This is a genomic window from Phaeobacter sp. B1627, from assembly GCF_006265095.1.
Classification (GTDB): Bacteria; Pseudomonadota; Alphaproteobacteria; order Rhodobacterales; family Rhodobacteraceae; genus Epibacterium.
Genome location: NZ_VCNK01000055.1, coordinates 1 through 12,195, shown reverse-complemented (window position 1 = coordinate 12,195; position 12,195 = coordinate 1). Strand labels below are relative to the sequence as shown.

Below are 12,195 nucleotides of genomic sequence, written 5' to 3'. Positions count from 1 at the left end.
TGCCGCGCTCGATCACCGCGCCGACAGGCTTGCCCGCAGAATGTGCGACCGTACCAACCAGGTGTTCAGAATGGATCAGCCGCGCCCAGCCCCCGAAGGCATTGCCCGAGGTCCGGACATGAACCTCGCTCGATGCGTTCGGCGCAGCAGAGGAGCCGCGTGCGGCGATCTGCAGCCCCCGGCCTGCGTTGCGGCGGAGCTGCAGCAAGGTCCCGTCGAAAGGCCAGCCATCCGCCGCAGCGATGCTGTAAATCCCGGCAGGAACGTCCAGCTGCGCCGGGTCCGAAAGGGTCGGCGGATTGGTCGCAAGAAGACCGCCCGCCCCAGTCTGCAACAGTTTGCCAGCCGAGGCATCCGCAGGGCTGGATTGAACGGCCTCCCCGGACAGGCTCCCGGCCTCGACCGTGGTGAACCTGGCGGCCGCCGGCGTGTTCAGGCCGATGGTGGTGCCGTTCAGCGCCGCGCCAATCACGGTGGAGTTGTTTTCCAGAAAGTCAATGAAGGCCAGCATTTCTGCGCGATGGGTGATCGCAAAATGCTGGAACAGCGCCGACATCCTGGCGTCAAAATCCGCCTCCGGCGTGCTGCGCTGCGGGATCTCGGGAAACGCCGAGAAGCCTGGAATGCTCATTTGGGGCACTCTCCTATTTCAGGGTTTTGATAATCAGCGGAAAGACGGACTCGCCCGCCACATCGATCGGCTGGCTGTGGTCATCGACAAAGCCCAGGCCCTCAAGCCCGTAGGACGGCGCCGCGCCGGAGACATAAAACGCCGTCGCCAGCCCATCGATCTCGGCCACGATATCCATGATGCGCGGCGCCTGATGGGTCGGCACCAGGAGCGACAGATCCACCTTGCGGGTGGAGCCGCGCTTGACCAGGATCTCATTGCCAAAATCGTCATAGCCCTTGCGGCTGTGGCTGACGAACTGGACCCTCGGCAGGTTCAGCACCCGGCCCAGCAGGTGGTTGCGCCCCAGAACGATATGGCCGACCTGCGCCACCGCCCCGCGCGCCTCGATGCTGATGTCGATCCGGTGGCCGATATAGCCGGGAAAGCCCCCCAGAACCTTCTGGCGCGCATAGATCACGCCGCCGAAGAACCAGGTATAGGCGCTGACCACATTGCCCTTGTCGACCATCACAAAGGTCTCATCATAGATCGATGTGGCCCCGTCCCAGACCTCGATCCGCACGCTGCCCGCCGTCAGCCCAAACAGGGCAATCGCATCGCAATCCTGCGAAGGGACCACCGAATAGGTGATCAGATCCGCCCGCAGCGCGACGTTTGAGCGGCGCTGATCGAAGGCCCGCCAGCGGTTGGTGACCCCGACCTCCAGCCAGGCGCTTCCATCATCGGTGGTTGGGTCCGCGCCGGTATTGCCGTCCACAATGCTCTCATAGATCCGGTGGCTTGCGGTGGAGATCACCAGCGCGCCCTTTGCGTAGGTCGCGCCCGCATCCCAGACCGGGTGGTCCTCCTCCGCGATGTTGGAGGCCACCAGCTCCGCCTCGGTCACCGCCATGGGCGCGACAATATTGAAGTCCATCAGCTGCGCTCCCCCGGCATCCCGGCCTCGTCCCAATCGTCGATCTGATTGGCGATCCGGTCGAGGATCATCCGCATCACCTGCCCCTGCGCCACCACATGCCGGGTCAGCTCTTCCAGCCCCCTGGCCAGCGGTCGGTTGTCCAGCATCGCCACCGACTCCGCGTGGCTGTGGATGCGCGAGGGGCCGGTGGTCTCGACTTCCCAGCCGCGCTCGCCGACGATCCGCGCACCGCCCTGGTGGGCACCGCCGCGCGCAAAAGCGGGAATGGCGCCGAGACTGCGGATCTGCGATCGCAAGGCCTCCACCTGATCCGCATCCTCGGAATAGCGGCTGTTGTAGGCCCGGATCTGCGCTTCCAGCCCATCAGCCCCCCGAAAGGCCGCGCGGAACCCCGCAAGGTCGGATCCCGCGCCGTAGGTCAGGTAATCCGCATCATAGAGAATGCGGCCAGACACATCCGAGAGCCGCAGCTCCGCATCCTGCCCGCCCGACCGGGTCAGGCTGACACCGGTCGCCGCCTCCAGCGCCTCGACCTGCGCCACAAGCCCCGCCGCCTCACTGCGATCAGACAGACCGGCCGCCAGCCCCTGCCCCTGCGCCTGCAATGCGACAACCTGCGCCTGCACCTCGCGGGCGCGCCGGTCCGCCTCGACCGCATCGCGCAGCTCGCCCAGCATGCCGCGCAGCCGGTCCATCGGCTCGCGCAGCCGTCCGGTCTGGCTGGCGAGATCGGCAAAGACCTGATCCGCCTCCAGCACCACGCCGCCGCCAAAACTCAGCCGACCTGTACCACCTGTGCCGATCAGCCCGGCCAGCGCCGTCAGCTGCGCCACGGTCTCCGCCCCCGCCCCGGTCAGCGCCACATTCACCCGCCGCGACAGATTGGCCGCGCGGGTCAGCACCAGCGCCCGGGTCTCGGGATCGAGATCCCGGCCCAGATCCAGCATCAGGCTCCGGCGCAGATCCGCCGCCGTGGTCAGCGCCAGCTGGCGGCTGTCCGCATCCAGATCCGCCCCCAGCACCAGATCCAGCGTCGCCACATGCTGCGAGAGCGCATGGGTGGCAATCCAGCGATCCGCAGGCGTCAGGTCATCGCGCCGGATGACAAAATCCAGCGTGGTGCGGATGCCGGTCTCCGCCTGCTCCACCAGATCGCGCAGCCAGGCAGGCGCCTGATCATCGAGGCTGACCGCCACATCCAGCGCCCCCACCAGATCGTCATAGCTGAAGGCCTCGGCCCCCTCGATGGCCTGCTCCAGCGCCGCGAGCGACGCCTCAAAGGCCGCCACCGTGCCATCCCAATCCGCCGCCAGCGCCTGCACGCCGTCGCTCAAGGCCGCCACCTGATCGCCGGTCAGACCCTCCAGCTGCAGGAAGTTCCCCAGCGAGGTCAGCACCTCGATCTGGGCTTCATACAGTCCCGCCAGCACCTCATCATTGCCGGATTCCAGATCCGCCAGACCGGCGGCAAAGCTCATCTGCGCCTGTACCTCGGCTGCGATCCGGCGATACTCCAGTTCTGATCCTGCACCGTCGCGCGCGCTCTGCAGATAGGCGCGCGCCAGATCCGGCAGCGCCGCCGCTGCCGCCGCATCGCCCGCCTGAACAGCGGCAAACCCCGCATCGAGCCGCGCCCGCAGCACGCCTGCGCCCTGCGCGCTGCTGGCCGCGCTCAGATCCGTATTGACCAGATCCGAGACAAAGCCGCGCAGCCCCGCCGCCGTGCGCCGCCACTCCTCTGCCGCCGCCCGGGCCTCGGAGACCATATCGCGCGCCGCATCGATCCGGGTGCCCACCTCGCCGCCGACCTCCTCCGCCAGTCCCGCCAGCTCCGCCGTGAAGGCGCTGACCTCGGGCAGCACCTCATCCAGCGCCCCCGCCAGCCCCAGCAGCTGCGCATAGAGCGCCTGACCGCTGGCGCTGGTCAGATCGAGGCTGTCGACGATCTCGCGGAAAGCATCGCGGGAGGCGGGCATCGCAAGGCCCAGCCCCTCGAACTCCGCGCGCAGGCGGCGCAGGACGGCCTCGCTCTGTTCGGCCCCCGAATAAAAGCCGGTAAAATAGCTGGTGACCGAGGCCGAAAGCTGCTCCGCGCCGCCAAACTGATCCACCAGATCCGAGGCCAGATCCGCCCCCGCCAGCGACACGTCAAAGGCGCTCTGGTCCAGCAGATCCATGGCGTCATTCACCGCCACCAGACTGCCCGAGAGCCGCGACAGCGTCTCGGTGGCGGTCTCGCCCGCGCGCAGGAAGTCATCAGTGCCGAGGATCAGATCGGCCATTTGTTCCGTGGCCGCCGCCATATGTTCGGCGATATCCGCCTGGATCTGCTCCTGCGTGCGCCCCGAAGTCATCACCGAGAGATGATAGCCCTCATACTCCGCCAGCGCGTCAGACCCCAGCCCCAGAGCCTCCGCCATGGACAAAAGCCCGGAGGTGAGGCCGCTGACCTGCAGGTCCAGCGCCGCATCCAGATCGCCGTCGACACTGCCATAGACATTGCGGTCGCTGCGGAACCAGCCGCCCCGGTAGCGGTCGCGGGTGTAGCCCTCAAAATCACCCGCGCCGCCTGCCCCCACCGTGCCCTCCAGCGCGGAGAAGTCAAAGCTGCGCCCGAAGGCCTTGTCGAAGAGGGCAAAACCGCCCGCGAGGATCCCCAGAACCGGAAGCGCCGCCCCGATCGTGGACACAAGCGCGCCCGCCCCCGTCGCCGCAGAGGCCAGCGCCGCATTGGCCCCTATGTTCAAAATGCCGGCACTGGCGTAGCCGCCAAGCCCGAGCGCGGCCTGAAAGCCCCCGCCCAGCCCGGAACCAAGCCCGGCCAACAGGCCACCGCCGCCCAGGAGACCACTTGCCCCCTGCCCCAACAGACCGGACAAAAGCCCGCCGCTGTCACCGCCACTCAGCAGGCCGCCCGCCGCATTGGCCGCAGTGCCCGCGCCCCCGAGCGACAGCCCCAGGGCGATCCGGATCTGGTTTTCCGCAAACATCGCCATGAGATCGGAAAGCCCGCGTTTTGCCGCCTCCCGGATGCCGTCCCACATGGCTCTGAAGTCCCGAAAGCCACCGGAGACCCAATCGCCAAAGCTCCGCGAGACGCCATCCACCGCCGCCGACAGCGGCCCGCGCAATTCCTGCTGCAGATCCTCCGCCGCATCGGTGGTTTTGGTCAAACCGCCGCTGACACCGCCGCCGGATCCGTCATCCAGCACCTCCCCCAATGCGCCCAGTTTCTCCTTCAGAGCATCGGCGCTGTCATCGCCCGCATCCAGCTCCGCATTGGCCGATCCCATCTGCAGGGTCAGCGTCTTCAGCGCCGCGCTGGCCTTGCCCCAGCCCTGTTTTGCCAGATCCGCCGCCGTCTTGCGCGCATTCTCCGCCGCCGCCTGATGCGCCTCCACCTGCAGGGTCAGGGCATGAACCGCGCTCGCCGCCTCCACCGCAGAGCCGTGCAGCGACAGCGCCAGGCCGTCCTGCCCCGCCACCCGTGCGCCTTCGGCCATCCGATGCAGGAACCCGGCCCAGGTCTCCTGCACCCCGGCGATCATCGTCACGAACCCCGCCTTGACCGAGGACCAGACCGCAGACAGCGCAGGCTCGATCGCCTGCGCGCCGGTGGTGATCCCCTCCCAGATCCCGCGCGCCAGATCGCCGAGCGCCTGCAGCGCCGCGCCCCAGCCGCCGGTGGCCCCCACCAGGGCGTGGAATTTCATGGCGAGATAGCCAGCCCCCACCACCAGCGCCCCGATGCCGGTGGCAATCACCGCACCCCGCAGCAGAACCAGACCGCGCTGCAGGCCTTTCATCGCCACGCCCGCAACCGCCGCCCTGGTCGAGGTCGCCCCAAGCGCCAGCTCCAGCGCGATCGCCGACTTTGCCGCCGCCGCAAAACGCAAAGGCGCCAGCGCCACCGTGGAGATCATGCCGCCCATGGCAAGGGTCAGCGGCGCCGTCACCTTCAGCACCAGCCCCAGCGCCAATGCCGCAGGCCCCAGCGTGCCCGCGATCAATGCGCTGGTGGCGATGACCCGCTTGCTGCCCTCCGACAGATCATTGAACCAGCCCGCCACTTCCGCAACCCGGTCGCTCAGCCCCTGAAGCGCAGGCGCCAGCGCCACCGTCACCTGATTGGCCAGACCCCGCCCCGCCAGAGACATCCGCGACAGCGCGTCATTGGTCAGCTCGATCTGCGCCGCATCCACCTCGGAGACCGCCACGCCAAAGCGGCTCACATCCTGCGCCGCCATGCGCAGCGCCGCGCCGTCAATGCGGGTGAAGATCAGCCCCGCCCGGCTGCCAAACAGCTCCGAGGCCACCGCCGCCCGCTCCGCCTCCGGCACATATTGCGCCAGCGCGCTCTGCACCTGCTGCAGCCGCTGATCCAGAGGCAGCGCCTGCAGCCCGGACGCCGACAGATGCAGCCGCTCCAGCGCCTTGGCCGCCGCGCCGGTGCCCCCCGCCGCCTGGCTCAGCCGTTTGGTCAGCTGCAGCGTCGCCTGCTGCACCTCGCCCATGGCCACGCCCGACAGATCCGCCGCCCGCTCCAGCACCTGCATTGAGGTGACCGTGGTGCCCAGCGACTGCGCCATCTTGGCCTGGGCATCCACGATCCGCAGGCTCGATCGCACCGCGACCGTCGCCGCCCCCGCCATCGGCAGGGTGAGGCCGAGCGCCATCCGCCGCCCGGCCCCCTCCATCCTGCCCGCCAGCGCCAGCATCCGCCGCTCCACCCGGCCCATGGTGGCCTGCGCCCGTTTTGCCCCCGTCTCGAAGGCTGCGGACTCCATCGTGAGCACGCCGCGCAGCGCGCCAATAACTGCGGACATCTATGCCCCCTTTTTGCTGTGAAAGTGCATGGTCATCAGGCCCGCGCGCAGGGTTTCGAGATCCTGCGCCGCATCGGCCTCGCGGCAGGTCTTGCGGCCTGCTGCCCTGGTAAAATCCGGCATGGATTTGGGGCTGTGGAAGGCGTGGCTGACCAGCACCCCCAGCTCCTGATTGAGCACCCGGCGCGCGTCCAGCTCCGCCTCCCTGGCCCGGCTCCGGCCCCGCGTGATCAGGTCATATTCGCGGAAGGTGACGCCGTAGAAATCGGCGTGATGCTGGCCCAGTTCACACCACGCCGACAGCAGCGCCGACCAGTCTACGCCCCCGCCGGAGCGCGCGCCTTTCCCGCCGCTGCATCCGCGCCCGGTTTTGTGGCTGCATCCGCGCCCTGCCCCGTATTCGGCGCCGGAAAGGCCTTGCCGATCGCCTCGGCGACAAAGGGCACCACCCGGCGCGCGCCCCCCGCCGCATCGACCATAGCCATGGCCTCGTCTTTGGACACGCCCTGGCCATCCTCCAGCCCCGCCGCCAGCGCCGAGACCAGAAGCCTGATCCCGCCCTGCCCCTGGATCAGCCGGTCCAGCAGCACATCAAAGGGCTGGCCCTCGTTATCCTCCTCAAACCGCATCAGCGCAGCAGTGGTCAGCCGCAGTTTGTGGGTCACCTTGCCCAGCTTCAAAGTTGCTGCAGGGATCATGCTGCCGCCCCTTCCGTCCAGTCAATGAGCCCGGTCGGGCGCAGTTTGAGATCCGTCATCAGGTCGCCGTCCACATCCGTCGAGGGCATCGAGGGGTTGACGAAGGCCCTGAACCGGAAGGCATCCCCCGTCGCCTGACCCGGCCCTGCAGGCAGGGTGACACGAAAGTACACCGGCTGGCGCGACGCCTTGTAGGCCGCGGCCTGCTTGTACAAGGCGGTCGAGTAAAAACAGCTCAGCGTCACTTCGCCGGTGTCCGTCATCCCCACGCCCCACTCGCGCGAGCGCCCCGGACTGTCCAGCGAGGTCCGGTCGCGGTATTCCGGGTTTTCCTCCGGAATGCCCACGGTCTTGCAGCCCTGAATGGCGGCAAAACTTTCATCCACGTCCTCGGCGGACCATTCGATCTCCACCAGATCGCCTGCAATGACATTCTCTGCCATGGTGTTTTCCTTTCATCATGTTTGGAAAGAGAGCCGGTCACCCGGCCCGTTCAGGCGCGGTAGCGCACCTGCATATCCAGCATTTGCAGCCGGATCACATCGCCGCCGGTCTCCACCAGGGAATCCCGCCGGGACAGTTCTTTGATGCGGATCACCGACCCGCCCCGCAGATCGGTCAGGGCCGAGGAGACCAGCGGCGCCAGCTCCAGCAGCCCCCCGTAGCTCCGGGCGGCGATAGTGACCTGCACCCGCGCCGTTTCCACATTCACCCGCCCCTGCAGGGAATAGCCGGTCACGGTCGAGATCCGCTGCAGCGTGATGCGCGGATAGCCCACATCCGCGTCAAACGCCCCCCAGACCACCGGAGCGCCAAGCGCCTGCAGCAGCTCCTTCACCTCGCGTTCCATGCTCATCGGCTGGCCCGCGCCGCCTTGCGCCGGGCGCGCTCCACGGATTTTTCAATCTCCGCCCAGACCTCGCGGCGCAGCGTGGCCAGCATCACCGCCTGGCCTGCGTCCCAGGCAGGCCGCAGAAACGGGCGTGCGGGCATCGCGCCGGTCGACCGCCCTGTCGAGGCCTGCACCCGCACCCCGGTTCCGAACTCATAGAGATGGGCATGGGGCGCATCCGCGCCATCCGGCTGCACCGGCCCCACATACAAGACCACCTTGCTGCGGCCCCGATCGCCGCGCGCCTCCTTTCGCTGGCGCGCCGTCAGCTTGCTGGTCACCGCAATGGTGAACGGGGACACACCGCCCGCCAGATCCGCCACCGGCTTCAGGCTCTTCTTCATCGCCCGCCGCATCACCCCCTTCGCCGTGCCGCGCGCCAGCTCCGCCAAGGCCCGCTCAATATCGCCCGCGCCTTCAATGCGCATCTTGACCGCCATCCCGCAGACCTCGCGCCTTGAGCCGCCAGGCGGTGATCTCCACATACGTCCGGCCAAGGGGTTTGACGCCGGTGATCTGCCAGTCCGCACCGTCAAAGCGCAGGCCATAGGTGCCATCGACCTGAGCCATATATCTGAGCGCACGCAGGACAAACCGCGCGTCGGTTTTCTGCTCCACCGCCGCCGCGCGCAGCCGCTCGCCATCCGAGACCGGCGTCACTTGGGCCCAGGCCCGTGTCAGCACAGCCCAGCCCGTGCGCAGGGTCTCGCCCAGCGGATTTGTCTCCACCTGCGGCGCGAGGATCTGCACCAGCCGGTCGAGCGTCGGTGACGTGACCGGCCTCATATCGCAAAGGCCCGGTAGCGATGCGTCAGCCGGTCAATGCCCTCCTGCACCTGACGCGGAACACCCAATGCCGCATCCGCCAGGGGGTGATCATAGTAGAGCTTCACCAGCTCGCAGACGGCTGCCCGGATGTCCTCAGGCACCGCCGCGACCGAGGCAAACCCGGCCGTAAACTCCAGAGAGACCGCGTCGGGCCGATCCGCCACAGCGGGCCAGCAATAGCCCCCCACCAAAGCCACATGACGCGACCGTCCCCGCCCCACCAGAGCATAGCCGTCGACCGGCACCGTGGCTGTGGCGCCACTTGGATCCAGATAGCGCAGGGCGTCAACAGATGTGATCCGCGCGAATGGCAGATGCAGGAAGCCGTCACTGAAGCAGCTCCCCTTGCGCACCCAGGTCTGCGACGTGAGCGGAAAGCCCAATCCGCCAAAGCCGTCCGCATCCACATCCAGCACCGTCGAGGCGGCGGCAATGGCGCGGCTGATCTGAGCGTCCAGCTCGGGGATTTCACCGGCAGGCGAGATAATCCGGAGTGTGTCCTTGGCCTCCTCCAGCGAGATCAGCGGCACGCCCCCGCCCGAGGTCCGCTCCAGCCACATCGCGCGCACCGCCATCAGGTCTGATCTTTCACCGCAGCTTCAGCCACAGGTGCAGTCGCCGTTTCGGGAGGAGGAGCCGCCGCCGTGTTCTGAGGCACAGCCCCCTTGGTGTCCGGCGCGGCATCACCGCTGTGGTCCGGCGCTGCGGGCGCCAGCACGCCCGCTGTCACCAGATGCGCCACATCGCTTGCATGGGCTCTGCGCCGCGCGCCCTGCCCATACCATTTGTCGCCCTGATGCGGGCGCAACACAGTATAGTCCATGAGATCACCTCATTTGTGAGAAAGACCGGACAGGCGGCCTCACCGCCCCTCCGGTCGCGATGTCGCGATCAGTCCGCCACGCGGCCAAAGTCGCCGTAGATGAAGCTCTCCGGCCGGTAGATCGCCAGCGCCAGACGCTCTTCGGCGAGGATCGTCACCTTGTTGCGCACAAAGTCGTCATTCTGAAAGCCGCTCTCGATGCGCGAGGCCCATTGATCAAAGATCTGCGCCCCCATATCAAACGCCCCCACCAGCACCTTGTCCTGCACCATGGCCGGGGTGGTCACGACCGGCAGCCCCCACAGGGTGGGCGCCAGCGTGCCCTGCGGATTGCCGATGATATAGCGCCCTTCGCCGTCCTTCAGGGTCTCGATCCACGCCCAGTCGATGGGGTGCATCACGATGCCGGTGGCGGGATATTCCGCCAGCACCGCCTGCAGCGCCATATAGCGCACCTTGTCGATCGAGCTGCCCTCAGCAAGGCCCGCGGGCTGGGCAAAGGCCGTGGCCTGCGGCACAATCCCATGCAGGTTTTCGCCGGTATTGTCGCCGTAGAGAAGCTGCTGTTCTTCCTTGAAGGCGAGCCCGTAGAGCAGGCGATTGTCGATGATCGAGCGCACCTGCGCCACATCCGACAGGGTTTGTTTGGACGCGCGCATCCAATGCGCAATCACCTTGGTGCGGGTCTGCACTTCCTCAACGCTAAAATCAGACTGAGGCTTCAGCCCGCCCTCGGCCACCATGTCCGCATTATTGGCAAATCCGGTCTCGCGGTCATAATCGATCATGGCCGCATCCGTCTGCCCCGGCATCAGCAGGCCGCGCACGGTCATGCGACGCTGCGGCAGCGCCATCATGCCAGGGCGATGAGCCGCATGAACCACCGCCCCGAGCCCCCCGGCGCCGCCGGTGGTGGTGGTGAGATCGGCTTTCACGTCCAGTGACGCGCTGTCGCCTTTGCGCGGATTGGCCTGAAAGCTCTTGAACTCATCGCATTCGGTAAACCGCGCGCCGATGGATCTGGCCTGCTCGGCCCCTTCGTCCCCTCTGCGATCAAGCTTTTGCTCCAGCTCGGCCAGGCTGCCCTTGAGGCCGCCAAGCTCGGCAAGCGCCTCATCGGCCTTTTCCTTCATGGCCTGGTTCAGCGCCTCGCCCGCCTCGGCCTTGCCAATGGCGGTCTCGGCGATCTCTTTCACCGCGTCAAATTTGCGTTCGAACGCGGCTTTCATGTCCACTGCCAGCTCTGCAGCGGATTTGGTCTCTCCCGGCATGGGGATCCCTCCTTTTAAAAGATGTGTGTTTGCTGTGGGTTACGAGCCCATCAGGGCCGCCATAAAGACCCTGGCTTCCGTCTCCGCTGTGGCAGGATCCCCCTGCCCTTTCAGGTGGATGCGCGCGGCACGCTCCGCCTGGGAATTGGACAGGCCAAGACCCTTGACCGCTGTCTCGAATTCCCGCTCTGTCAGCCGGTCCCCGGCCTTCAGCTTTTGAATAATCTCCGCCGGCACATCGCGTTTGGCGGCCACCCGCGCCGACACCAGCATCGGGAAAGTCACCAGGGACACCTCCCACAGGTCGACCTCTTTCAACACGCGATTGCCGCTTGCGTCCTTTTGCGCCGAGACCGTCCGGTAGCCGATCGACAGCCCGTCAATCGAGCCCGCCGCGATCAGCGCCAGCGCCTCGCGGCCCTTCTCCACCTCTGTCAGAATGCGCCCCTTGACCCAGAGCCCGCGCTCATCCTCGCCCAGCTCATCCCAGACCCCGATCGGCACCGCCGGATCATGCTGCCAGAGCATCTTGACCTTGCGCCCTTGCGCATCCAGTCGGGCCAGGCTGGCGCCATAGGCGCCCGGAGCGACGATATCGCCGCCATTGTCCACCTCGCCAAACAGGCTGGCATAGCCCTCGATCGCGCCGCTGTCCGCCACCGACTTGAGGTCAAAGGCCATCTCTTTTGTCTCCATCCACATCAGCTCTGTCCTGTTTCGGTAATCGGTATGTTCTGCATTTGCGCGCGCACCACATCGCCGCCCGCCACAGGCGGCAGGCCCTCGCGGGCGCGCAGCTCGTTTATGGTCATGCCGCCAATCTGGACCATGGTCTGGTAAAAGCTGGCCCGGCTGGCACTGTCCCCGCGCAGCAAGGCGTCCATATTGATCCGCCCCGAGATCCCCGCTGCCCGATCCGCCGCCGTCAGAAGCTGCTTGTCCACCGCCTGCTCGATCCGTTTCACCCGGCGGCGCAGGTAGAATTTGGTGAACATCAGCACCTGCTGATCCACGCTGGTGGGCCAGGCCGTCGAGGCCCCCGCATGGCCGATCAAGGCAGGCGGCACCTGAAAGAAGCGGCAGATTTCCTCGACCGAGAACTGCCGCGTCTCCAGCATCTGCGCATCCTCCGGCGAGATTGTAATCTGTTCATATTCCAGCCCCCCTTCGGCAATGAAGGGCTTGCCCGCGTTCACGGCGCCTAGGTATTTCTCCACGATCGCCTCGGCAGCGGCGCGTTCCTCGACGTTCAGCCATTCCTTGAACTTGATCAGCCCCGAGGGGCGCAGCCCATTGCGGAACAT

At 67.0% G+C, this 12,195-nt stretch carries 13 protein-coding genes and 1 pseudogene; all 14 read right to left on the bottom strand.

Annotation, left to right across the window (positions count from 1 at the left end):
- The coding region (locus FGE21_RS19105; RefSeq protein ID WP_370285828.1) for a hypothetical protein at positions 1–631 on the bottom strand (631 nt) is incomplete at its 3' end.
- 13 nt (positions 632–644) lie between these two features.
- Positions 645–1,550, bottom strand: a complete 906-nt coding sequence (locus tag FGE21_RS19100) for a hypothetical protein (RefSeq protein ID WP_139665000.1) — start codon at positions 1,548–1,550, stop codon at positions 645–647.
- Complete coding sequence (locus tag FGE21_RS19095; protein WP_139664999.1) at positions 1,550–6,379, bottom strand: hypothetical protein; 4,830 nt, start codon at positions 6,377–6,379, stop codon at positions 1,550–1,552. Before FGE21_RS19095 ends, FGE21_RS19100 begins: the two co-directional genes overlap by 1 nt.
- Positions 6,380–6,559 (bottom strand): hypothetical protein, encoded by a 180-nt coding sequence (locus tag FGE21_RS19090; RefSeq protein ID WP_139664998.1) that lies wholly within the window; start codon positions 6,557–6,559, stop codon positions 6,380–6,382.
- Positions 6,560–6,696: 137 nt separating this feature from the next.
- Positions 6,697–7,077 carry a GTA-gp10 family protein gene (locus FGE21_RS19085; RefSeq protein ID WP_139664997.1) on the bottom strand — a complete coding sequence of 127 codons (381 nt, stop codon included), beginning with the start codon at positions 7,075–7,077 and terminating at the stop codon, positions 6,697–6,699.
- Positions 7,074–7,520, bottom strand: a complete 447-nt coding sequence (locus FGE21_RS19080; RefSeq protein WP_139664996.1) for a hypothetical protein — start codon at positions 7,518–7,520, stop codon at positions 7,074–7,076. Before FGE21_RS19080 ends, FGE21_RS19085 begins: the two co-directional genes overlap by 4 nt.
- Before the next feature lie 50 nt (positions 7,521–7,570).
- Entirely contained in the window at positions 7,571–7,933 is a 363-nt protein-coding gene (locus tag FGE21_RS19075) for a DUF3168 domain-containing protein (RefSeq protein WP_139664995.1), read from the bottom strand.
- On the bottom strand, positions 7,930–8,409 hold the full coding sequence (locus FGE21_RS19070; RefSeq protein WP_139664994.1) for a hypothetical protein: 480 nt from the start codon (positions 8,407–8,409) through the stop codon (positions 7,930–7,932). Before FGE21_RS19070 ends, FGE21_RS19075 begins: the two co-directional genes overlap by 4 nt.
- The gene (locus FGE21_RS19065) at positions 8,387–8,755 is read right to left on the bottom strand and encodes a head-tail adaptor protein (RefSeq protein ID WP_139664993.1); all 369 of its coding nucleotides are present in this window, start codon (positions 8,753–8,755) and stop codon (positions 8,387–8,389) included. Before FGE21_RS19065 ends, FGE21_RS19070 begins: the two co-directional genes overlap by 23 nt.
- On the bottom strand, positions 8,752–9,372 hold the full coding sequence (locus FGE21_RS19060) for a phage gp6-like head-tail connector protein (RefSeq protein WP_139664992.1): 621 nt from the start codon (positions 9,370–9,372) through the stop codon (positions 8,752–8,754). The genes FGE21_RS19065 and FGE21_RS19060 overlap by 4 nt, the downstream gene beginning before the upstream one ends.
- The gene (locus tag FGE21_RS19055) at positions 9,372–9,620 is read right to left on the bottom strand and encodes a hypothetical protein (protein WP_139664991.1); all 249 of its coding nucleotides are present in this window, start codon (positions 9,618–9,620) and stop codon (positions 9,372–9,374) included. The genes FGE21_RS19060 and FGE21_RS19055 overlap by 1 nt, the downstream gene beginning before the upstream one ends.
- Positions 9,621–9,688: 68 nt before the next feature.
- Positions 9,689–10,891: a phage major capsid protein gene (locus tag FGE21_RS19050; protein ID WP_139664990.1), complete on the bottom strand. Its 1,203-nt coding sequence runs from the start codon at positions 10,889–10,891 to the stop codon at positions 9,689–9,691.
- Between the two features lie 213 nt (positions 10,892–11,104).
- Positions 11,105–11,593: pseudogene (locus FGE21_RS19045) on the bottom strand (HK97 family phage prohead protease); the annotation flags it as partial.
- Positions 11,593–12,195, bottom strand: a 603-nt coding sequence (locus FGE21_RS19040; protein WP_139664988.1) for a phage portal protein, incomplete at its 5' end; no start/stop codon positions are given. The gene FGE21_RS19040 and the pseudogene FGE21_RS19045, both read right to left, overlap by 1 nt.